Annotated in this window: 20 protein-coding genes; 6 read left to right on the forward strand and 14 right to left on the reverse strand. The window is 72.5% G+C overall.

The features are described from left to right. Positions 1 to 98: 98 nt before the first annotated feature. The 8 genes from NRP21_RS20745 to NRP21_RS20780 form a co-directional block, all read right to left on the reverse strand. Positions 99 to 2,909 (reverse strand): DUF4175 domain-containing protein, encoded by a 2,811-nt coding sequence (locus NRP21_RS20745; RefSeq protein WP_257718143.1) that lies wholly within the window; start codon positions 2,907 to 2,909, stop codon positions 99 to 101. Then, entirely contained in the window at positions 2,906 to 4,270 is a 1,365-nt protein-coding gene (gene lysA, locus NRP21_RS20750; RefSeq protein ID WP_257718144.1) for a diaminopimelate decarboxylase, read from the reverse strand. Before lysA ends, NRP21_RS20745 begins: the two co-directional genes overlap by 4 nt. A gap of 73 nt (positions 4,271 to 4,343) precedes the next feature. Further along, complete coding sequence (locus tag NRP21_RS20755) at positions 4,344 to 5,009, reverse strand: glutathione S-transferase family protein (protein ID WP_257718145.1); 666 nt, start codon at positions 5,007 to 5,009, stop codon at positions 4,344 to 4,346. Between the two features lie 100 nt (positions 5,010 to 5,109). Then, the gene (locus NRP21_RS20760; protein WP_257718146.1) at positions 5,110 to 6,120 is read right to left on the reverse strand and encodes a serine hydrolase domain-containing protein; all 1,011 of its coding nucleotides are present in this window, start codon (positions 6,118 to 6,120) and stop codon (positions 5,110 to 5,112) included. A 133-nt stretch (positions 6,121 to 6,253) separates the two neighbouring features. Then, positions 6,254 to 6,490: a CsbD family protein gene (locus NRP21_RS20765; RefSeq protein WP_257718147.1), complete on the reverse strand. Its 237-nt coding sequence runs from the start codon at positions 6,488 to 6,490 to the stop codon at positions 6,254 to 6,256. 382 nt (positions 6,491 to 6,872) lie between these two features. Next, a complete protein-coding gene (locus tag NRP21_RS20770) occupies positions 6,873 to 8,492 on the reverse strand; it encodes a heparinase II/III family protein (RefSeq protein ID WP_257718148.1) in 1,620 nt (539 codons plus the stop codon). Then, positions 8,489 to 9,193: a ribulose-phosphate 3-epimerase gene (rpe, locus tag NRP21_RS20775; protein WP_257718149.1), complete on the reverse strand. Its 705-nt coding sequence runs from the start codon at positions 9,191 to 9,193 to the stop codon at positions 8,489 to 8,491. The genes NRP21_RS20770 and rpe overlap by 4 nt, the downstream gene beginning before the upstream one ends. A gap of 49 nt (positions 9,194 to 9,242) precedes the next feature. Further along, a complete protein-coding gene (locus tag NRP21_RS20780) occupies positions 9,243 to 9,713 on the reverse strand; it encodes an Lrp/AsnC family transcriptional regulator (RefSeq protein ID WP_408639647.1) in 471 nt (156 codons plus the stop codon). Between the two features lie 119 nt (positions 9,714 to 9,832). Here NRP21_RS20780 and NRP21_RS20785 point away from each other — a divergent pair, with 119 nt between their 5' ends. The 3 genes from NRP21_RS20785 to NRP21_RS20795 all read left to right on the forward strand — a co-directional run bounded on the left by NRP21_RS20785 (position 9,833) and on the right by NRP21_RS20795 (position 13,267). Further along, positions 9,833 to 10,852 (forward strand): tripartite tricarboxylate transporter substrate binding protein, encoded by a 1,020-nt coding sequence (locus tag NRP21_RS20785; RefSeq protein ID WP_257718150.1) that lies wholly within the window; start codon positions 9,833 to 9,835, stop codon positions 10,850 to 10,852. 423 nt (positions 10,853 to 11,275) lie between these two features. Continuing rightward, complete coding sequence (locus NRP21_RS20790; protein ID WP_257718151.1) at positions 11,276 to 12,100, forward strand: UDP-2,3-diacylglucosamine diphosphatase; 825 nt, start codon at positions 11,276 to 11,278, stop codon at positions 12,098 to 12,100. 150 nt (positions 12,101 to 12,250) lie between these two features. Then, positions 12,251 to 13,267 (forward strand): ATP-grasp domain-containing protein, encoded by a 1,017-nt coding sequence (locus NRP21_RS20795; protein WP_257718152.1) that lies wholly within the window; start codon positions 12,251 to 12,253, stop codon positions 13,265 to 13,267. Between the two features lie 78 nt (positions 13,268 to 13,345). Here the strand turns inward: NRP21_RS20795 and NRP21_RS20800 are convergent, their stop codons facing one another. Then, complete coding sequence (locus tag NRP21_RS20800) at positions 13,346 to 14,269, reverse strand: LysR family transcriptional regulator (RefSeq protein ID WP_257718153.1); 924 nt, start codon at positions 14,267 to 14,269, stop codon at positions 13,346 to 13,348. 152 nt (positions 14,270 to 14,421) lie between these two features. Here NRP21_RS20800 and NRP21_RS20805 point away from each other — a divergent pair, with 152 nt between their 5' ends. The 3 genes from NRP21_RS20805 to NRP21_RS20815 all read left to right on the forward strand — a co-directional run bounded on the left by NRP21_RS20805 (position 14,422) and on the right by NRP21_RS20815 (position 17,021). Beyond that, positions 14,422 to 14,673, forward strand: a complete 252-nt coding sequence (locus tag NRP21_RS20805; protein ID WP_257718154.1) for a hypothetical protein — start codon at positions 14,422 to 14,424, stop codon at positions 14,671 to 14,673. A 172-nt stretch (positions 14,674 to 14,845) separates the two neighbouring features. Then, positions 14,846 to 16,510: an alpha-amylase family protein gene (locus tag NRP21_RS20810; protein WP_257718155.1), complete on the forward strand. Its 1,665-nt coding sequence runs from the start codon at positions 14,846 to 14,848 to the stop codon at positions 16,508 to 16,510. Between the two features lie 46 nt (positions 16,511 to 16,556). Next, complete coding sequence (locus NRP21_RS20815) at positions 16,557 to 17,021, forward strand: cupin domain-containing protein (RefSeq protein ID WP_257718156.1); 465 nt, start codon at positions 16,557 to 16,559, stop codon at positions 17,019 to 17,021. A 282-nt stretch (positions 17,022 to 17,303) separates the two neighbouring features. On the opposite strand, the gene trpA is transcribed toward NRP21_RS20815, so the two are convergent. From trpA to pyrF, 5 genes are all read right to left on the reverse strand, one after another. Next, positions 17,304 to 18,170 (reverse strand): tryptophan synthase subunit alpha, encoded by an 867-nt coding sequence (gene trpA / locus NRP21_RS20820; RefSeq protein WP_257718157.1) that lies wholly within the window; start codon positions 18,168 to 18,170, stop codon positions 17,304 to 17,306. Next, positions 18,170 to 19,387, reverse strand: a complete 1,218-nt coding sequence (trpB, locus tag NRP21_RS20825) for a tryptophan synthase subunit beta (RefSeq protein WP_456300245.1) — start codon at positions 19,385 to 19,387, stop codon at positions 18,170 to 18,172. The genes trpA and trpB overlap by 1 nt, the downstream gene beginning before the upstream one ends. Before the next feature lie 50 nt (positions 19,388 to 19,437). Next, positions 19,438 to 20,322: an EamA family transporter gene (locus tag NRP21_RS20830; RefSeq protein ID WP_257718158.1), complete on the reverse strand. Its 885-nt coding sequence runs from the start codon at positions 20,320 to 20,322 to the stop codon at positions 19,438 to 19,440. 244 nt (positions 20,323 to 20,566) lie between these two features. Further along, entirely contained in the window at positions 20,567 to 21,217 is a 651-nt protein-coding gene (locus NRP21_RS20835; RefSeq protein WP_257718159.1) for a phosphoribosylanthranilate isomerase, read from the reverse strand. Then, positions 21,214 to 21,921, reverse strand: coding sequence for an orotidine-5'-phosphate decarboxylase (pyrF, locus tag NRP21_RS20840; RefSeq protein WP_257718160.1), 708 nt, complete (start codon positions 21,919 to 21,921; stop codon positions 21,214 to 21,216). The genes NRP21_RS20835 and pyrF overlap by 4 nt, the downstream gene beginning before the upstream one ends. Positions 21,922 to 22,252 lie beyond the last annotated feature (331 nt).

Here is a 22,252-nt window from a genome sequence, read left to right on the forward strand (position 1 = left end):
CGAAGCAGGTCCAGGTGCCCCGGGGCTCCTGGCTCGGGACAAACGCTTCGCGTTTGCCCGGGGGGTCCAGGGGGCGGCGCCCCCTGGTGCCGGACCAATCAGAACAGCCGCAACAGCCGGTCGATGTAGTCCAGCTCCGTCGTCGGCCGCTCGCGCTCCGCCAGCCGGCGGCGCAGCTCCTCCTGAAGGCGGCGGGTGCGGAGGATTTCGGCCTCGTCGGGCACGCGGGTGTCTCCGCCCTCCTCGGCCGTGCCCGTGCCCTCGCGCAGCCGGCGGCCCAGGGGATCGCGGCCCTCGCCGTTCTGGGCCAGCTGATCCTGGCCCTCGCCGCCCTGTTCACCGCCCTCGGCCATGGCGTCGCCCTGGCCCTCACCTTCGCCTTCCTCACCCTGCTCGCCCTGGTCGGGGCGGCCGAACTGGCGCTGCATCCGTTGGGCCATCTGGCGCCCGCCCTCGGAGAGCTCGCGGATGGCGCGCTCCTGGTGCGGGCGCGGGTCGCCGCCGCCGGCCAGGGCCTCGGCGCTCTCGCGCATCGCCTGGTCGGCGCGGCCCAGCGGGGCGGGCACGTCGCCGGTCAGGTCGCCCTGCTGCTGCATCAGCTCGCCCAGGGCGCGGCGCAGGGCGCGCTGGGTGCGGGCATCGGCGGTCGGCGCCGGGGCGGCCGCGGGGGGCTCGGGCGGCGGCGGGGTGCGATTCCAGGGGTAGTTGGGGCGGCGCGCCTGCTCCCGCCGGGCGGCATCGGATTCGGACCGCTGGTGGGCGCCGTCCAGAAGGCGGGATTCGCGGCGCACCATGTCCTGGATCACGCCCATCTGCTGCTGGCCGCGCTCGCGCCGCTGGCGGCGCTCCTCCCGCTGGTTCTCGGCCATGCGGCCGTTCTCCAGCTCCTCCAGCATCTTCTCCAGCTCGGCCAGCTCGCGCTCGGCGTCCTCGGGGCGGTCCTCGCGGTTCTGCTCGCGCATGCGGTCGGTACGGCGCTCGGCCTCGCGCTGCTCCTGCTGGCGGGCGCGGGGACGGGGGGCATTCTCCTCGCCGTTCTCGCGCTGCAGGCGCTCGGCCAGGGCATCGAGATGGCGGCGCACGGCCTCCCGCAGCTCCTGGATGCGGCGGTCCGTCTCCTCGCGCTTGGCGTCCCGCTCGGCCTCGCGGCGCTGGGCCTCCGCCTCGCGCTGCGCCTGCTGCTGCTCCTGCCGCGAAGCCTGGTCCCGGTTCTCGCCCGGGCGCTGCTGGTTCTGTTGTTCACTTTCGGGGCGCTGGTTCGCCTCGGCCTGCTGCCGGGCCTCGTCCTGCCGCTCGGCCTCCCGGCGCGCCTCCTGCTCCTGTCGCTGGGCCTCGGCGCGCTCGCGCTCCTGCTGCTCGCGCTCGCGAAGGGCCTCGCGCAGGCGCTCCCGCGTCTCGGCCAGGGCGCGGGCGGTGCGGTCGGCGCGGCCTTCCTCCAGCGCCAGCGCCGTGTCCCACATGGTCTGCTGCGCCTCGCCCACCGCCTCCGGCCGCTGGTCCTCCAGCCGGCCGCGGGCGGAGCGCAGGGCCAGCGCCGTGGCCGTGTCGTTCTCGAAGGCCTGGGGCTGCTCGGAGAGCCGGTCCAGCCCCTCCATCGCCCGCCCGCGCGCATTGGGATCCAGCGAGAGGCCCTTGCGCAGCAGCACCAGCCCGCGCGCCACGGGGTGGTTGAAGCCCCGCTCCGGTAGGGTCAGCGCAACCTCCTCGGACCGCCCCTCCTGCCCGGCGCCGTCGCGCGCCACCAGCCGCATCCGCACCGCCAGGCCGGCCCAGGGATGGGCGGAAAGGTCGGGCTGCGCCACGCCGCGCGGCGTCTTCGGCTGGCCCGCGGGAAGGGGCAGGTCGATCGAGAGGGGCGGCGCCTCCGGCCGGGCGGCGAGGCGGATCTCGGCGGAAGCCGCGGCCACGCCCCAGTCATCCTCGGCGCGCCAGGGAATGCGCGTGGCCAGGCCGCGCGCCGCCTGGGCCGGGGGCTCGGCAAAGGCGATGCGCGGCGCGGCATCCTCCTGCACCGCCACGGTCCAGCCAGCCACCTCTCCGCCGCCCTGGCGGATGACGAGGCGCCCGCCCGCATCCAGCACCGCCTCCGCGCTATGGCTGCCGGGGCCGAGGGGCTGGAAGGCGGCGAGGGACCTGTCGTCACGCAGAAGCTCGGGCGCCGTGCCGATGGCGGGCCCGCCGGAGAGCACGGCGCGCAGCCGGCTGCCCGCCGGCACCGTCACGCTGCCGCCTGCGGGATCGAGGAAGACCGGCGGCGCGCCCGTATAGGCGGGCGGCGTCACCCAGGCCTCCAGCTTCGCGGCCAGGGGCGGGGCAGCGGCAGGACCTTCGGGCCAGAGAGCGCGGCGCAGCCGTTCCGGCGCCTCCCCGCCCGCCATCACGACGGCGGCGAGGAGGGCGACGGCCAGACCCGTCCGCAGGGCGCGGGGATCGCGCGCGGCCAGCCCCGGGCGGGGAAGGCCGACGCGCAGGGCCCGGATCCGCGCCGCCTCCCGCGCCTGGTGGGCGCGCCAGAGGGCCTGGGCCGCGGCATCGCCCCCGGCCGGGCGGTCCAGCAGGGCGGAAAGGGGGCGGTGGGAGAGGCCGGAGCTTCGCTCCAGCCGGCGATCGGCCACCTCGTCCCCGGGCACCGCGAAACCGCGCGCGCCGCGCATCAACGCCAGCACCAGGGCCGCGATCAGCACGGCCAGGAGGATCAGGTGGGCGAGTGGCGAGAGGAGGAGGAAGAAGCCCGAGAGGGCGAGGACGAGGAAGACCCCCACCACGCCCAGCGCCGGCCAGGCGCGGGGCCAGAGGGATTCCCAGAGAAGCGCGGCCCGCGCCCTTGCGCGGAGGCGGCCGAGGCGGCGCAGCACGGGGCTGCCCGCCCGGCCCGTTGGTTCGGTCTGGCGGGGTCCGGGCCCGCTCAAGCCGTGGTTCCCGAAGGCTGGGCCCCCAGCCAGTCCGGCACCACCTGATGCGCCAGCAGCGCCTCAAGCGGCTGCCTGGGCCGGGTCACCGCCCATCGGTGCCCATCCACCAGCACCTCCGCGGCCAGCGGCCGGGCGTTGTAGGTGGAGGACATGGTGGCGCCATAGGCCCCGGCATCGAGGAAGGCCACCAGCGCCCCCGGCGGCAGGTCCGGCAGGGCCCGGCCGCGCGCGAAGGTGTCCCCCGTCTCGCAGACCGGCCCCACCACATCGGCGGGGGAGGCCGGGGCGTGGAGCGCGTCCGGCGCCACGGGCAGGATGCCGTGCCAGGCCTCGTACATGGCCGGGCGCACCAGATCGTTCATCGCGGCGTCGAGGATCACGAAGCGCCGGTTCGCCCCGCGCTTCTGCAGCACCACGGAGGCGAGCAGCACGCCGGCCGGCGCCGCGATCCAGCGCCCGGGCTCCAGCATCACGGGCAGGCCCAGCGGGCCGAGGGTGGCCTTGATGGCCCCTGCAAGCGCCGCCGGGGCGGGTGGCGCCTCGTCGCGGTAGGAGATGCCGAGGCCGCCGCCACAGTCCAGCCGCTCCACCGGCAGGCCGCGCCCCAGCAGGGCCGCCGCCATCTCCGCCACCCTGGCATAGGCGGCGCGGAAGCCCGCCATGCCCTCGGTGATCTGGCTGCCGATATGCACCGCCAGCCCCACCGGCCGGATGCCGGGAAGCGAGGCCATGCGGGCATAGAGGGCCGGGGCGTCCGTGTAGGGGATGCCGAACTTGTTCTCCGCCAGCCCCGTGGAGATCTTCGCGTGGGTGCGCGCATCCACGTCCGGATTGATGCGGAGGGAAACGGGGGCGGCAAGCCCCATCGCGTCCGCGACGGAGGAGATCCGCTCGATCTCCTCCGCGCTCTCGGCATTGATCTGGAGGATGCCCTCGCGCAGCGCCAGCGCGATCTCCCGCTCCGTCTTGCCCACGCCGGAGAAGACGATCCGCCCCGCGGGGATGCCGGCGGCGCGGGCGGCGAGCAGCTCGCCCTCGCTCACCACGTCCGCGCCGGCGCCCTCGGCCCCCAGCACGCGCAGAACCGCCAGGCTGTCATTCGCCTTCGCCGCGAAGTGGATGGAGGCGTTCAGCCCCGCCCCGTCCAGCGCCTCCCGCAGGGTGCCGTAGCGGCGCCGCAGGGTGGCGGCGGAATAGACCCAGGTGGGGGTGCCGACCTGCCGCGCGATCTGCGCCAGCGGCACGTCGTCCATCACCAGCCCGTCCAGCGCATGGGCTTTCAGGTGCGGGCGCCGGGCGAGAAGATCGGCGAAGTCGGGGTCCGGCGTGTCGTGCGGGACAGGAAGAGGAGAAGCCATCCCCCTATTTTGGGGTCGGCATGGCCGGGCGGGAAGCGTTACTTGCGCGCGCCCGGTCACGCATCCCGGCGCATCACCGGGCGTAGGCGTATTCCCCGCCCTTCTCCACCGCGCGCCGATAGGCCGGGCGCCCGTGGATGCGCGCCAGGAAGGCCCCGGGGTGCGGCCGGTCCCCGAAGGGCGAGCGGGAGGAGGCGGCCTCCAGCGGGAAGCTCATCATGATGTCGGCCGCCGTCATCTCCGGCCCCGCGAACCAGCCCGTCTCCGCCAGGGCCGCGTTCCAGTAGTCCTTCAGCCGCTCCAGGTTCGGCTCCACCATCGCGCCCTTCATGCCCTGGGCCAGCTTCTCCGCCATGGGCTGCGCCTCGGGCGGCACGCGTTTGCCCATGGCATTGAACAGCAGCGCCATGACCAGCGGCGGCATGGCCGAGCCCTCCGCGTGGTGCATCCAGTGGCGATAGGCCCAGTGGTGCGGCCCGTCCTTCTCCGGCACCAGCCGCCCGCCGCCATGGCGCTCCAGGATGTACTCCACGATCGCCCCCGTCTCCGCGAGCGTGAGCCCGTCCTCCGTCAGCACCGGGGACTTGCCCAGCGGATGCACCGCCCGCAGCTCCGGCGGCGCCAGCATGGTGGCGGGGTCCCGCTGGTAGCGCCGGATCTCGTAGGGAACCTCCAACTCCTCCAGCAGCCAGAGCACCCGCTGGGAGCGGGAGTTGTTCAGGTGGTGGATGGTGATCATGCGCGGACTCCGGCCGGGGCGCGCGATCCTGAGCTAGGCCGCGCGGGCCGGCCAGGGGGAGCGGCCAAGGGGGAGTGGCCAAGGGGGAGTGGCCATGGGTTCAGCCCGCCGCACCCAGCGCCGGCATGATCGTTTCCGTTAGCAGGGCATGCAGCCCCGCCATGTGCTCCGGGTCTCGCGGCGCGGCCGGGTCCGACATCATCACCGCCGTCAGCCCCAAGGGCGGCACGAGGTAGAGCATCTGCCCGCCATAGCCCCAGGCGAAGTGGATCGGCCTGCCGCGCGCCGCCGCAATCCACCAGCCGTAGCCATAGGCCTGCCCGCTCCAGGCCGATTGCGTGCGCGGCACCCAGCTCTCCGCCAGCCAGGACGCGGGGATCACCTGGGCGCCGTTCCAGGCCCCGCCCAGCCGGCAGCACTCCCCGAAGCGCAGCAGGGCGCGCGGCGTCAGCCGCATGTCATTGCCGCCGTAGTAGCGGCCCTGCGGATCGCGCGGCCAGGAGGGCACGGAGATTCCCAGGGGCTCCCCCAGCCAGTCCCGCGCCAGCTCCAGCAGCGGCCGGCGGGCGGCGCGGGCCAGCGCGGCGCCGAGGATGTGGGTGGAGCCGGTGGAGTACTGCATCGCCCCGCCCGGCTCGTCCACGAAGGGCCGGGTCAGCGCATAGGCCACCGGGTCGCGCGCCGCCGCCCAGCCGCCATAGTTCTGGCCGGAGGTCCGCTCCAGCCCCGCCCGCATGGTCAGCAGGTGGCCGATGGTGATGCCCTCCGCCCGCGGGTCCAGCCCCGGCGGGCGCGGGCCGAGCAGCGGCAGCACCGGCTGGTCCACCCCGCGCAGCACGCCGCGGTCGATCGCGATGCCCACCAGCGTGGCCAGCAGGGTCTTGGAGGCGGACTTGATGTTGTGCGGCACGTCCAGCGCCGGCCCGCGCAAGCGCATCTCCGCCAGGACCTGCCCCTGCTGCGCCACCGTGACGCTGTGAAGGCGCGGCAGCGCCACCGCCGCCTCCCGCAGGGCGTCGCCGAGGGCACCCCCGGCCGGCTGGGCAAGGACCGGACGCGCCAGGGCGCCGAGGGCAAGGCCGATCAGCGGCCGGCGCGGCAGAAGGATCATGCGGCGCAGATGGGAAACAGCGCCCCGGCCCGAAGAGGGCGCGACGATCCGTTACGCGCCGCCTCCAACGCGAAACGGCGCGCCAGCCACGGGGACCAGCGCGCCGCCACGAAAGGTTGAAGCCCCGGCGGGATCAGATGATCCGCAGGCGCCCCAGCAGCCAGCCGAAGCCCACCGCGATCGCGGCGGCCGTCAGCGGCTGGTCGCGGATGTAGTCCTCCAGCTGCCCGACCTGGTTCTGAACCTCGCCCTTGGCCTGGTTCTTCTTGCCCTGGGCCTGGGTGCGGCTGTCGCCGATCAGGTTGCCCACGCCTTCCTGCACCTCGCCCGCCGCCTGCTTGCCGGCTCCGATGATCCGATCGCTGTCCATGTCTCTCTCCTCGAAATCCCGGGGATGACCCGCTCGTCCGCGGCGCCGTGCGGCGGCTCGCGGGTTTGGAAACGTGGAGAGGGCGCGCGGGTTGTGGGGTGGCGGTCTGTCCCGGGGAGAGGAAGAAGGAATTCTTCCTCTCCCCGGACCCCTCACCATCATCTTCTTCTTCGAGGTGGTCTGGTTTCGCGGGCGGTGCGCCTCGGGTCGATGATCCGAGGCGACTGCAAGGGCAGGATAGGGCCCGGCCGTAAGGCGCCGCACTTCAAGTCAGTCCAGCGGTAGCCCGATGCAGGTCCAGGAGGCCCAGCCTCCTGGCTCGGGACAAACGCTTCGCGTTTGCCCGGGGATTCAAGGGGCGGCGCCCCCTGGCATCACCGGATCACCCTTCCGTCGCGGCCACCCGCCCGATGGCCCACTGCACCTGCCCGGCGCCGGCCTCGGCCGAGACCACCACCTGGGTCGCCGCCCGCGCCTCGCCGAAGACCTGCACGCTGTCCTCCACCGAGAGCTTCCCGCCCCTCGCGCGCAGCCGCCAGGCATTGCCGGAGGGAAGGCGCAGCATCACCGACCCGCCATCCTCGGCCATGGTCGTCGTCACGCCGGGGTGCAGGTGGAAGCGCACGGTGAAGGCGGGCAGGTCCTCTGCCTCCACGATGTCCTCGCCGCGCAGGTCGTCCCCGGATTCCGCCAGGTACAGGCGGCGGCGGTGGATGGCGTTGAAGCCCTTCTTCCAGCCGTCATGCGTGGCTTCCAGCCATTGGGCGCCGCTCGCCTCGTGGCGCTCGGCCTCCACGTGCTCGGGGCGGCGGCCGAGGCCGTCCTCGGTCAGCTCGCTGCTGTTGGTGTCCGCCAGCGTCAGGGTGGAGTGGGCGGCGGTGGCCCGCAGCGCGTCGCGCCACGCGCCCTCGGCCGCCGGCGCCGCGCCGCAGTTGATGATCAGGCGGTCGCGCCCGATCGACATCTCAAAGGCGAGCGTCCCGGCATGGTGCAGCCGGTCCGCGCCGCGCGGCAGCCCGCCCGGGGGCGTGGCCCCATTGCGCGGCGGCGGCGTGCCGCAATCCGCGATCACCAGGGTGCGCCCGGCCTGCAGGCGCTGGAACCCGGCGTCGCCCAGGATCAGCGGCGCCCGCCCGCGCGCCTGGGCCTGCGTCAGCACGAGGTCCAGCAGGCTCGCCGCCTCCTCCCGCGTGCCGTTGAAGGCGGCAAGGCCGCCATCGCCGTGGCGGAACAGGCGCAGCGCGGGGGCGGCGCGGTCCAGCGCGTGGGCCAGGTGCGGCGGCGCCTCGATCCCCGCGCCGTGGAGGAGGTTGCGGATCTCGATCAGGTCCTGCAGCGCCAGCAGCAGCACGCCGGGGCTGCGCTCCACCTGGGCGCCGTCCGGCAGGATCTGGCGGTCGATCTCGGCGGGCAGCAGCTTCAGGCAGCGGGTGAGCCAGGGCTCCTCCTCCAGCGCCACCGCCGCGGCCAGGGCGCCCTTCAGGGCCACCAGCGCGCCGCGGTGCCGCGCTTCGGCGGGAAGCCCGGCGACAAGGCCCCGCGCATCGGCCGCCAGCCGCACCATGAGGGCCCGGCGCAGCCCGTCTTCGGCGGTGGCGGCCAGGAAGTCCCAGTGGCCGAGCCAGGCGGAGAGCCGCGCGCCCACCACCTCCGGCGCGGCGGCCACCGGGTCCGTGGTGCCGGATTCCAGCCAGAGCCGGGTGATGTCCCGCGCATGCATCCGCGCGGCGTCCGTGCCCAGGGCGCGCAGGTCGCGCAGCCAGGCGAAGCCGTGCAGCGCCGCGCGCCAGGCCGGGCTGCCCGCGCCGGGGCCGAAGGCGGAGGGGTCGTCCGGCAGGGGGCGCACCGTGCCCGCCACCTCCAGCTCGCCCTCCATCAGCTTCCCCGCCCGGGTCACATCGCCCGGCCAGAGGTCGCGGAAGGCGCGGGAAGGAGCTTCCGGCACGCGGATGGGCTTGAGGCCGGAGAGGGTGCGGCGCGCGCCGCGCAGCCAGCCGCTCATGCCCGGGCATCCTCAATGTTGCGGGCGGCGCCGACAGGGCCGCGGATGGCCGCGACCGCCGCCGCGCGATCGGGGGCGCCGAACACGGCGGTGCCGGCCACCAGCACGTCCGCCCCTGCCTCGATGCACATCGGCGCCGTCCTTGCCGTCACCCCACCATCCACCTGCAGCCGGATGTCCCGGCCCGAGCGGTCGATCATGCCCCGCAGGGCCGCGATCTTTCCCAGCTGGCTCTCGATGAAGGACTGCCCGCCGAAGCCGGGGTTCACGGACATGACGAGGATCAGGTCCAGCATGTCCAGCACGGGCGCCACGACCTCGACCGGCGTGCCGGGGTTCAGCACCACCCCCGCCTTCTTGCCCAGGCCCCGAATGGTCTGGAACGAGCGGTGCAGGTGCGGCCCCGCCTCCGGGTGTAGCGAGATCAGGTCCGCCCCCGCCTCCGCAAAAGCCGCCAGGTAGGGATCGGCGGGCGAGATCATCAGGTGCACGTCGAAGGGCATGCGCGTCAGCGGCCGCAGCGCCTTCACGATGGCGGGCCCGAAGGAGATGTTCGGCACGAAGTGGCCGTCCATGATGTCCAGGTGCAGCCAGTCGGCGCCGGCGGCCTCGATGGCCTCCACCTCCTCCGCCAGACGCGTGAAGTCCGCGGCCAGGAGGGAGGGCGCGATCAGGACGGGGTGGGATGTTGCGCGTGTCACGGGGCCGTTATGCGGCAGGCGCCCCAGGGCATCAACACGCCAGGGTTCCTTACACTGGCAGGGCGGTGGTCGATTTCACCCGCTCCATGGCGAAGCGGCTGGTGACGTTCCGCAGGTCCGGCACCTCGGCCGTCAGCCGGCGGTAGAAGGCGTCGTAGGCCGGCATGTCCGCCACGGCCACGCGCAGCAGGTAGTCCACGTCCCCGCCCATCCGCCAGCACTCCAGCACCTCCGGCATCGCGGAAACCGTCCGCGCGAAAGCCTCGATCCAGCCGGCGGAATGATCGCCGATTTCCAGCGAGACGAAGACGGAGAGGGGCAGCCCCACCCTCGCCGGGTCCAGCAGCGTGGCCCGGCCGGTGATGATCCCCGCGGTTTCCATGCGGCGTATGCGCTTCCAGCAAGGGGTCGGGGTCAGGCCCACCGCTTCCGCGATGGCCGCGAGCGAGAGGGCGGCGTCCCGCTGGATCAGGCGGAGGATCGCGCGATCGGTGAGGTCCATCTCTGGTTGGGCTGTCACGTGCCAAATCCTTCCAGGCTACAAGCCATATAGAGCAGGAAAATCTTTCGATTGCGGTACTTTCATCCGTGTTGGAGAAAAACCTTCTCCCGCGGCCCTGAACACCTGAGCAACGAACAATGCGCGACCTCTCCCGCCGCAACCTCCTCGCCCTGGCGGCGGCGCTGCCCGCGCCGCTGGCGCTCGTCCGCCCTGCCACCGCCCGCCCGGCCTTCGCCCAGGGCGAGGCACCTGCCACCACCGCTTGGCCGGACCGCCCCGTGCGGATGATCGTGCCCGTGGCCCCCGGCGGCAGCCTGGACATCCTCGGCCGCAGCGCCGCCCGCGCCCTGACCGGCCCCTTGGGCCAGCCCGTGGTGGTGGAGAACCACACGGGTGCCGGCAGCAACATCGCCTTCGAGCTGGTGGCCCGCGCCCGGCCGGACGGGCTGACGATCCTCGTCGGCTCTGATCCCCTGGCCATCAACCCCGCCCTATACCCGAAGCTCGGCTTCGACCCCGTGCGCGACTTCGCCCCCATCGCCGAGCTGGTCCGCGCCCCGCAGGTGCTGGTGGTGAAGACCGCGCTGGAGGCGAAGACCCTGGCCGACTACCGCCGCCTAGCGCAGGAGTCCGAGGGCAAGCTCACCCTCGCCAGCCAGGGCAACGGCAGCATCGGCCACCTCGGCGGCATCCTCCTCGGCCAGACCCTGGGCTTCAGCACCACCCATGTCCCCTATCGCGGCGGCGGCCCCGCCGTGGTGGACCTGGTGGCCGGCCACATCGACAGTCTCCTCGTCACCCTGCCCGCGGCCATCGAGTACATCCGCCAGGGCCGCATCCGGGCCCTCGCCGTCACGGGCTCCGCCCGGGCCGCCTCCCTCCCCGAGGTGCCAACGGTGGCCGAGAGCGGCTATCCCGGCTTCGACGTGGTGACCTGGCAGGGCCTCCTCGCCCCCGCCGGCACGCCGGAGCCGATCCTGGAGCGCCTCCACGCCGAGACCCGCAAAGCCATGGCCACCCCGGAGGTGGCAGACAACCTGCGCGCCCAGGGCTTCGACCTCGCCACGGGCAGCCGGGAGGAGTTCGCGGCCCTGGTGAGGGCCGAGGCAGCGTGCTGGCCGGGCATCGTGAAGGCTTCCGGCGCACGGCTGGACTGACCCCGTTCCGGGGTTCCGGCCCCGTGCGGCCCCAGGGGGAGAGAAGGAGTTCTCTCCCCGCTGCGCCCCTCTCGTCTTTCTCTTCAGGGCTGCTGCGGGATGTGGGACTGGAGGTGCGCCGAGGGTCCATGACCCTAGGCGACTGGACGCGGCGCCCTGGCTGACAAGGGTTCGGCAGGCTTCAGTGCTGCATCGCACCGGCGGCAGCCCGATCGAGGGGCCTGGGTTGGTCGCTTCCGTCCCGGCGAAGCCCTCCTGAGAACAATCGAGGGACACACCACCAGCGGAGAGCCAGGGCTACCCACTAGGGCGGCCTGCAGCCTTTCGCGAAAAGTAACGCTTTCGCAGGACCGTCACGCGGCGTTCACGGGAACGCCCCCGGCGCGCGGGTAATCGGCCCCCGTTCGGATCGACGGGGGCCCGATGCACCAGGGTGAGATTCTCAAGTCCGGGGTAGGGCGGCGGTATCGCACCGTGTTCCTCTCGGACGTGCACCTGGGCACGCGGGGGTGCCGGGCCGACTTCCTCGCGGACTTCCTGCGGCAAGTGGAGTGCGACAAGCTCTACCTCGTCGGCGACATCGTGGACGGGTGGCGGCTGCGCAAGTCGTGGTTCTGGGACCCGCACCACGACGAGGTAATCCGCCTGGTGCTGCGAATGGCCCGGCACGGGACGGAGGTGGTCTACATTCCCGGCAACCACGACGAGGCCTTCCGCGACTGGCTGGGCCTGGAGATCGCCGGCGTGAAGCTGGCGGCCGAGGCGGAGCACGTCACCCCGGACGGGCGGCGGCTGCTGGTGGTCCACGGCGATGCCTTCGACAGCGTGGTCCGCTACGCCAAGTTCATCGCGCTGATGGGCGACTGGGCCTACGACGCCGCGCTGGAGATGAACCGGCTGTTCAACCTGGCGCGGCGCCGCCTGGGCTATCCCTACTGGTCGCTCTCCATGTGGCTGAAGCGGCAGGTGAAGGGCGCGGTGAAGGCGATCGACCGCTTCGAGGAGGCCCTGGCGCTGGAAGCCCGCAAGCGGGGCTTCGACGGGGTGGTGTGCGGCCACATCCACCACGCGGAGATGCGCGACATCGGCGGCGTTCTCTACATGAATGACGGCGACTGGGTGGAGAGCTGCACCGCCCTGGTCGAGCACGCCGATGGCCGCTTCGAGCTGGTGGACTGGGCAGCGGAGCGCCGGCTCTCCTTCTTCCGGGAGCGGCGCGGGCCGGCGCGGGAGCAGGTGGCCGGCTGAGCCAGCGGCCTCCGGCCAGGACCTGGCGCCGGGGTGCCGGGGCGGGCGGAAGGATGGGGCGCCGATCCCATCTTTCGTGGCTCCTCCTTTTTCACGATGAGGGGGCGCACTACCTTTGCCCGCCACAACAACGCATCGTGAGACGCCAGCATGGCCCGGATCCACATTATCCACGAGAATCCCGAGTGGCTTCCGCCCCTGGCCACGGCGCTCGACCAGCGAGGCCAGCCCTGGGCGGACTGGAACCTCTCCTCCGGCACGTTTGACCTCTCCCGGCCGCCGCCGGAGGGCGTGTTCTACAACCGCATGTCCGCCTCCTCCCACACGCGCGGGCACCGCTACTCGGCAGAGCTGACGGCCGCGGTGCTGGCCTGGCTTGAGCGCTACGGGCGCCGGGTGGTGAACGGCCCCCGCGCGCTGGACCTGGAGATCAGCAAGGCCCGGCAGTACGCGGCGCTGGAGGCGGCCGGCGTCGCCGTGCCCGGCACCGTGGTGGTGCGGGGCGAGGCGGAGGACGTGGTGAAGGCCGCCCGCGCCCGCTACGGCCGCGGCCCGCTGATCCTGAAGCCGAACCGCGGCGGCAAGGGCCTGGGCGTGCGCCTCTTCGCCGACCCGGACGCACTGGCCGCCTTCCTGGCCGAGGCGCCGGAGGACGAGCTGCCTGCCGACGGCCTCTGGCTGCTGCAGGACTATCTCCGCGCCGCGCGGCCTTTCATCACCCGCGCCGAGTTCGTCGGCGGCCGCTTCCTCTACGCCGTGGAGGTGGATACCTCCTCGGGCTTCGAGCTCTGCCCGGCCGATGTGTGCGAGGTGCCCACCCCCTCGGCGGCGGTCGGGGACGCCTTCTGCCCGGTGGGCGAAACTCCGGTGGGCGGGGCCCCCTCCGCCCCCGCTCCGCGCTTCCGCGTCCTGCCGGAAGGGCTTGAGGCGGGCCAGCGCGCGAAGCTGGAGGGCTTCCTGGCGGCCAACGGGATCGAGGTAGCGGGGATTGAGTTCATCCGCACGGCCGAGGGGGAGGTCTTCACCTACGACGTGAACACCAACACCAACTACAACCCCGCCGCCGAGGAAGCCGCCGGGCTGGCGGGAACGGACCGCTCCGGTCCCGGCGCGATCGCGGCCTTCCTGGGCAGCGAGCTCGCCCGCATCCAGCCCGCGGCGGCCTGATCCCGCCGATCCCGTGGAGGGAGGGAGTCCTTCCCTCCACGGACCTGTCCGCCTCGCGGAATCTTGCCCCGAAGCGCCTCAGTGCCGCGTGAGCGCCTGGATGAGCTGGTTGCGGATCCACATCTCGCCGGGATCATGGTCCACGGCGCTGCGCCAAGCGATGTAGGTAACGGAATCCTCGCAGGGGAAGGGCGGCGGGTCGGCGGCGAGCCGATGGTTGTCGTCGAGGATCGAGAGGGCCTCGTACACCATCTCGCTGACGAGGCAGAGCATGTTGGTGCCCAGCACGGCACGGGGGATGAGGGCATAGTCAGGCAGGCCCAGCACCACCTCCCGCTGGCGGCCCAGCCCCGCCAGGATCGCGTCCGCGAAGCCCGTCAGGTCGCCGCGCGGGGTGACGAGGAGGTGCGGCCGGGCGCAGTACTCGTCCAGGTCCACGGGGCCGGAGGAGGCGGCGTCGCGCAGCACGACCCAGCCGCCCCGGCGCAGCACGCGCTGCTTCGCGCTGGCCGGCAGCTCCTCCACATGGCCGATCGCCGTGCTGATCTCCCGCGTGCCGAACATGTCGGAGATGGTGCGGTAGCTGGCGGCCCGGATGATGAGGCGGCAGTTCGGCGCGGCCTGGCGGATCGCCGGCAGGGCGGGCATGACGGCCATGGCCACGTCCTCGCTCATGCCGATGCGGAAGGTGCGGGCATCGGTAGCAGGATCGAAGGGGATGGATTCCCCGAGCGCGCCGGCCACGCCCTGCATCAAGGGGCCGAGCTGCTCCATCAGCGCCTCGGCCTTCGGCGTGGGCTCCAGGGTGCGGCCCTGGCGGACGAAAAGGTCGTCCTTGAAGGCGGTGCGAAGGCGCGCAAGGGCCGCGGAGGTGGCGGGCTGGGAGAGGAAAAGCGCCTCCCCCGTGCGGGTGACGCTGCGGGTCTTCATCAACGTCCAGAAGACCGGCAGGAGGTTCAGGTCGAACTTGCGGAGGCCGGTCTCGATGCTGCGCTGCGACATGGGACGACTCCGCGACAGGATGTCAAGGCTTAGAACATCCACGCCATGGATGGAAGCTATTCGTCAGGAAGGGGTAGAGGCGCCCGGAGCAGGGGCATATGGCCGCCATTAGACGGCAAAAAATGCCGCCCCATTTACACGGAATATGCATCATGTCCGCTTTCAAGACGATCCGGGCCCTCGGCCTCGTGGCCGTGCTGGCCGGGGCCGGGCTTGCCCATGGCGCCCTGGCTGCCGAGGGCTCCTCCCCCTATGAGGGCGGCTCCGCCTACGGGTCCTATGATTCCTCCGAGCGTGGCCTGCTCGGCCCGCGCCATCCTGCCACCACTTACGATGCCGGGGCCGCCGCGCTGAGGCTGCTGGAGACGAGCGGCGCGACGGGCGGCGCCGGCCAGCACGGGTAAGCCTTCCCAGCTGGTGATGAGAGGGGCTGCCGGACCGCCGGCGGCCCCTTTCGTGCTTCCGCACGCAGCCCTTGCCCCAGGCGCGGCCGGAAGGAACCCCCATCCACGGCGCCCGCCGCGAAACCCAGGACCGGACAGCCGGTTTCGCCCCCTGGCAGACAGGGCGGCGCGGATGATCAACGACCTCTGGTACAAGAACGCGGTCGTCTACTGCCTCTCCGTCGAGAGCTACATGGACGCCAACGGCGACGGCGTCGGCGACTTCGAGGGGCTGACGCGCCGGCTGGACTACATCCAGGGCCTCGGCGTCACCTGCATCTGGCTCATGCCGTTCCAGCCTTCCCCGCAGAAGGACAACGGCTACGACATCACGGACTACTATGGTGTCGATCCGCGCTACGGCACGCTTGGCGATTTCGTGGAGTTCACCCATGGCTGCCACCAGCGCGGCATGCGCGTGATCATCGACCTCGTCGTCAACCACACCTCGGACCAGCACCCCTGGTTCCAGCAGGCGCGGCGCGACCCGCACTCGAAGTACCGGGACTGGTACGTGTGGTCCGACAAGCGCCCCGCGAACGCTGCCGACGGCGTGGTCTTCCCCGGCGTGCAGAAAACCACCTGGACGCGCGACACGGCCGCAGGCCTCTACTACTTCCACCGCTTCTACGAGTTCCAGCCCGACCTCAACACCGAGAACCCGCATGTTCAGGCCGAGATCCTGAAGATCATGGGCTTCTGGCTGGAACTGGGCGTCTCCGGCTTCCGCATGGATGCCGTGCCCTTCGTGATCGCGAAAAAGGGCGCGGAGGTCACGAAGCCCGTGGAGCGCTACGACATGCTCCGCTCCCTCCGCGAGTTCCTGCAGTGGCGAAAGGGCGACGCCATCATCCTCGCCGAGGCCAACGTCCTGCCGAAGACCGACCAGGAATACTTCGGCGAGGACGGCGACCGCATGCACATGATGTTCAACTTCCAGGTCAACCAGCACCTGTTCTACGCGCTCGCCAGTGCCGACAGCCGCCCGCTAGCCAAGGCGCTGGAGAAGACGCGCGGCAAGCCCGCCACCGCGCAATGGGGCATGTTCCTGCGCAACCACGACGAGCTGGACCTCGGCCGCCTGACGGAGCGCCAGCGCCAAACGGTGTTCGACGCCTTCGGCCCCGACAAGTCCATGCAGCTCTACGACCGCGGCATCCGCCGCCGCCTGGCCCCCATGCTGAAGGGCGATCGCCGCCGCTACGAGCTGGCGACGAGCCTCATGCTCACCCTGCCCGGCACCCCCGTAATCCGCTACGGCGACGAGATCGGCATGGGCGACGACCTCTCCCTGCCCGAGCGGGAATGCGCCCGCACGCCGATGCAGTGGTCAACGGAGCCCCATGGCGGCTTCACGAAGCACGGAAAGCCGCCCAACCCCGTCATCTCCGGCGGCCCCTACGGGTTCGAGCACCTGAACGTCGCCGCCCAGCGCCGTGACCCCGCCTCCCTCCTCAACTGGACGGAGCGCGTGATCCGCATGCGGAAGGAGATCCCGGAGATCGGCTCGGGCGACTACGAGGTGGTAACGACGGGCGCGAACGACATCCTCGCCATCCGCTACGACTGGCGCGGCAACTCCGTGCTCTTCGTCCACAACCTGGGCGCCGAGCCGCGCGAGATCGACATCGACCCCGGCGCGTCCGGCTCCCACGACAGTCTGCTGATCAATCTCCTCTCGGAGGACCACAGCGAACCGGGCGACGGCAAGCACCACCGCATCCTGATGGAGCCCTACGGCTACCGATGGTTCCGCGTGGGCGGGCTGGACTACCTCCTCCGCCGCACGGAGGTGTAGGGCGCAGGACTGCGCTACCCTGCGCGCGGGAATCGGAGAACTGCGCGTGGCCTTCCACCCCTGGCACTCCCTCGCGGAGGAGCCGCCCATCCTGGTGCCGGAGATCGGCCTCTCGCTCCGCGTCCGCCTGCCGCCGGAAATGTCGGGCGGCGTCCTGACCGTGATCGATACCGAGAACGCCCCCGGCCACGGCCCACCCCTGCACCGCCACGGTGAGACGGAAGTCTTCCGCGTCCTCCAGGGCCGCTACCTCTTCGAGGTGGACGGCCGCCGCTTCGAGGCGGGTGCCGGCGACGTGGTCTGCATCCCCGGCGGCGCCGCCCACGCCTTCCTGAACCTCACCGACGCCCCCGCCCGCCAGACCATCCAGATCCTGCCGGGCATGGATGCCCTGGGCTTCTTCACCGGCATGGGCGCGCTGATGCGCGGCGGTATCCCGGCGCGCGACGTGCTGAACAGCTTCGGCGCTCGCTGGGGCGTGGAGTTCCTCGGGCCGCCTCTGCGGCGGTAGCGGCGGTCCGCCGGCCCCAAGGGGCTCCGCCCCTTGGATCCCCGCCAGGAGGCTGAGCCTCCCGGACCTGCATCGGGCTACCGCGGAGACTGGTTTGAGACGGGGTCTCCGGTGAGGGTCCCTATCCTGCCCTTGCAGTCGCCTCGGCTCCACGAGCCGAGGCGCACCGTCAGCAACGTTCAGGACAACTCGAAGAAAAAGATGATGGTGAGGGGTCCGGGGAGAGGAAGAATTCCTTCTTCCTCTCCCCGGGACAGACCGCCAGCCCAGAACCGGACCAGCCTACTCCCGCGCCCCGCGTACGCCTTCCGCCAGGGCCCGCACCCCGTCCAGCACCGCGCGCACCGTGCCTTTCGTGGCACGCCCGTCCTCGTCCAGCGTCCCCGCCAGGATCTCGATGAGGGAGGAGGCGACGACGGCGCCATCCGCCACTCGCACCGCATCCGCCGCCTGGGCCGGCGTCCGCACCCCGAAGCCGATCGCTACGGGCAGGTCGGTCGCCGCCCGGATGCGCGGGATGGCCGCCGCCAGGTCCGCCGCCTCGGCGGAGCGCGTGCCGGTGATGCCGGTGATGGCGACGTAGTAGATGAAGCCGCTCGCCCCATCGAGCACGGCCGGCAGCCGCGATTCCAGGGTGGTGGGCGCCACCAGCCGGACCATGTCCAGCCCGTGGGCGAAGGGCTGCACCTCGTCCGCCTCCTCCGGCGGCATGTCCACGATGATCAGGCCGTCCACGCCGGAGCAGCGGCAATCCTCGCAGAAGCGCTCCGGTCCGTAGGCGAGGATGGGGTTCAGGTACCCCATCAGCACCAGCGGCGTGTCCTCGTCGTCGCGCCGGAAGTCGCGCGCCATGGCCAGCGCGCCGGCCAGCGTGCCGCCCGCCTTCAGCGCGCGCTGCCCGGCCTTCTGCACGGTCGGGCCATCGGCGGCGGGATCGGTGAAGGGCACGCCGATCTCGATCAGGTCCGCGCCGGCGCCGGGCATGCCGCGCAGGATGGCCATGCTCGTCGCCGGATCGGGGTCGTAGGCTTCCAGGAAGGGCATCAGCGCGCCGCGCCCTTCCGCGCGCAGCTTGGCGAAGCGCCGGGCGATGCGCCCGCCCGGCACGGGCTCGACGCAGCCCTCCGCCGCGGGGTTCGTCTCGCTCATCAGATCTCCACCCCCATGTGGTGGGCCACCGTGAAAATGTCCTTGTCACCCCGGCCGGAGAGGTTGAGGACGATGATGGAATCCTTCGGCATGGTCGGGGCGCGCTTGATCACCTCTGCCAGGCCGTGGGCGGATTCCAGGGCGGGGATGATCCCTTCCAGCCTGGAGCAGAGCTGGAAGGCGTCCAGCGCCTCGTCATCGGTCGCCGCCACGTACTCCACGCGCCCGATCTCGTGCAGCCAGGAATGCTCCGGCCCGATGCCCGGATAATCCAGCCCGGCGGAGATGGAGTGCGCCTCCGTGATCTGCCCGTGCCGGTCCTGCAGCAGGTAGGTCTTGTTCCCGTGCAGCACGCCCGGCGCGCCGCCGTTGATGGCCGCGGCATGGGCGCCGGACTCGATCCCGCGCCCCGCCGCCTCTACACCCACCAGCTTCACCTCGGCATCGTCCAGGAACGGATGGAAGATCCCCATCGCGGAGGAACCGCCGCCGACGGCGCAGACCACCACGTCCGGCAGCCGTCCCTCGATCGCCAGGCACTGCTCCTTCGTCTCATCCCCGATCACGCACTGGAAGTCCCGCACCATCTGCGGATAGGGCGCGGGGCCGGCGACGGTGCCGATGCAGTAGTAGGTGTCCTCCACGTTCGCGACCCAGTAGCGAAGCGCCTCGTTCATCGCGTCCTTCAGCGTGGCGGAGCCGGAGGTCACGGCGTTCACCTCCGCGCCCAGCAGCTTCATGCGGAACACGTTGGGCTTCTGCCGCTCCACGTCGGTCGCGCCCATGAAGACGGTGCAGGGCAGGTCGAACAGCGCGCAGGCCGTGGCGGTGGCCACGCCGTGCTGCCCCGCGCCCGTCTCCGCGATGATGCGTGTCTTGCCCATGCGCTTCGCCAGCATGATCTGCGCGATCACCGCGTTGATCTTGTGGGCGCCGGTGTGGTTCAGCTCCTCGCGCTTCAGGTAGACCTTCGCGCCGCCCAGGTGGTTCGTCAGCCGCTCCGCGAACCAGAGCGGGGAAGGGCGGCCCACATAGTCCTTCAGCAGCCGCCGCCATTCCCGCTCGAATTCCGGGTCCTTCCGCGCCGCGTCGTAGGCCTCCTGCACCTCCGTGATGTTCGGCATCAGCGTCTCGGCCACGAAGCGGCCGCCGAACTCGCCGAAGCGGCCGCGGCTGTCCGGACCCATGCGGAGGGAATTGGGGAGGGGCTTGTTCACGGCGGCAGTCTCCCGTGCGTGGTTGGCCCGAAATTACGGGCGAGGGGGTCTTAGCGTGCGGCGGGGGCGGGGTCACGCCGCCATCGCAGGACCCCGATTCCCAATCCCGCCAGTACCAGCGCCATCCCCGCCAGGCGGACCGGCCCGAAGCTCTCACCCAGCACCAGCGCCGCGGAGGCCGCGCCCGTGATCGGCACCAGCAGCGCGAAGGGGGCGACCGTGGTGGCCGGGTAGCGGGCCATCAGGAACCCCCAGATGCCATAGCCGATGGAGGTGGCGGCCACCGCGACATAGAGCACCCCCGCCACCCCGCCCCATTGAAGGTGCGTCAGCGCATGGGCCACCGTGTCCGGCCCCTCCAGCGCCAGGGACATGGCGGACAGGGGCAGGATGGGCACCAGGCTCATCCAGGACATCAGCCCCAGCGCATCCCCGGTCCTGCCCGCACCGCGCAGCAGCACGTTCCCCACTGCCCAGCAGGCCGCGCTTGCCAGGCATAGCCCCAGCCCGAGCGCCGTCACTCCGCCACCGCCCACTGTGCTCGCGATCAGCCCCAACCCCAGGAAGGCTACACCCATTCCGGCGATGGTGCGGGGGGTCGGCCGCTCCCGCAGTACCGCCGCGGCGATCAGCCCGGTCATGAAGGCCTGTGACTGCTGCGTGACCGAGGCCAGCCCCGGCGGCATCCCCGCCGCCATTCCCGTGAACAGCAGCGCGAACTGCCCGACGAAGAGGAAAGCGCCGATCGCCAGCAGCCGCCCCGTGGTGATCATCGGCCGGGGCAGCCACAGCACGGGGATGGCGGCGATCACGAAGCGCAGCGCCGCCATCAGCAGCGGCGGCATGCCGGAATCCAGCGCCACCCGGATCATGACGAAGTTGAAGCCCCAGAGCGCGGTGGTGAGCAGCGCGAGGGCGATGTGAGAGGGCTTCACGCGGGTTGCCCCAGGGGGAGGGAGAAGGAATTCTCCCCTCCCCTGGAACCCCACCCCTCATCTCCTTCTGAGAGACTGCCGTGGAAGGCGCGGCTGGCGGTTCGCCGAGGCTCCATGAGCCTCGGCGCGGGGCATGTCTCCCCAGGACCAACGGCTAGAAGAAGATGATGGGGGTCTGGGGGAAGGACTCCTTCTTCCCCCGGCGGAGGGTTCGGGAGGCGGAGCCTCCCGGGGGTGGCGGCGGTCATGTTCCCCGCGCCGCGCGCAGGAAGGCCGCGATCCGGGCCGAGTCCTTCACGCCGCGCGCCCGCTCCACGCCGGAGGAGACGTCCACGCCCGGCGCGCCGGTAGCACGGACGGCCTCGGCCACGTTGTCCGGCGTCAGGCCGCCGGCGAGGAGCCAGGGGCGGGGAATGGGGCGGCCGGAGAGGAGGGACCAGTCGAAGGTGGTTGCGTTGCCGCCGGGCAGGGGGGCGCCGGGCGGGGCCTTGGCGTCCAGCAGGAAGGCGTCGGCGACGGGGGCGTAGGTCTCCAGCGCGTCGAGGTCGGCGGGGGTGGCGATGCCCAGGACCTTCATGACGGGCAGGGAGAAGCGGGTTCGCAGGGCGGCGGTGCGCTCCGGCGTTTCCTCGCCGTGGAGTTGGAGCATGTCCAGGTCCACGGCGGCGAGGACGGCGGCGATGGCGTCGTCGGTGGCGTCCACGAAGAGGCCGACGCGGAGGGGGGCGCCGTCCTCCTGCGCGGGCATGTGGGCGGAGAGGGCGGCGGCTGCCTCGGGCGAGAGGTAGCGGGGGGAGGGAGGGAAGAAGTTGAGGCCGATCATGTCGGCGCCGCCCTGGAGCGCGGCGTCCAGGCCGGGGGTGTCGGTGAGGCCGCAAATCTTGGCGAGGGTCATGGGCGGAGGGACTCCGCGATGGCGGCGGCGGCGGCGGCGGGATCCGGGGCGGCGGTGATGGGGCGGCCGATCACCAGCCAGTCGGCGCCGGCATCCGCCGTTTCCTGGGGGGTGGCGATGCGGGACTGGTCGTCGGCGGCGCTGCCGGCGGGGCGGATGCCGGGGACGACGAGCAGGGGCTGCGTGCCGTGGGCGGCGCGGATGAGGGGGACTTCGCGGGGTGAGCAGACGAGGCCGTCGGCGCCGGCGTCCAGTGCTAGGCGGGCGAGGCGGAGGACCTGCTGGGCGGGGCCGCCGGAGACGCCGGTGGCGGCGAGGGTGGCGGCATCGGTGCTGGTGAGGACGGTGACGGCGAGGATGGCGGGGCGGTCCGGGCCGTACTCCTCGGCGGCGCGGCGGGCGGCCTCCACCATGGCAGGGCCACCGCCGGCGTGGATGGTGAGCATGGCGGGGCGGAGGGCGCAGGCGGAGCGGACGGCGCCGGCGACGGTGTTCGGGATGTCGTGGAACTTCAGGTCCAGGAAGATCGGGGCCTTCGCGGCGATGCGGGCGATGGCGGCGGGGCCGTTGGCGACGAAGTATTCCAGGCCGAGCTTCAGGCAACCGACATGGGGGGACAGCGCATCCGCCCAGCGTTCCGCCTGTTCCGGGCTGCCCGTGTCCAGGGCGGCGATGATGCCGGCGCGGTTGGGGCGGGGGATCATGGCTGGTTCTCCTCAGGGCGCATCGCCGCTGCCGATCCGGGGCGCGTTGCGGGCCGCCCTGGCGCGGGGGCCGGGCGGGGGAGGCGGTATTCCGGCTGGGCGGCCGCGTCCAGCCCGTTGGGGGTGGGACGGTGGCAGGTGGGGTTGCTCGCGCGGGGAGGTGGCAAGGCCGGGTGGGCGTGGCGGCGCGGCGGGGTGCCGGGTTGGAAGGTGGTGTTCCGGTGGGTGCCGGGTTCGGGGGTGGCGGTCCGGCGGGTGCGGGGTTGGGGAGTGGTGGTCCGGCGGGGGCCGGGGGTGGTTTGGGACGTTTGCGGGGTGCGGGGGGCCGCGG

Source organism: Roseomonas populi (assembly GCF_024594815.1).
Taxonomy (GTDB): Bacteria; Pseudomonadota; Alphaproteobacteria; order Acetobacterales; family Acetobacteraceae; genus Roseomonas; species Roseomonas populi.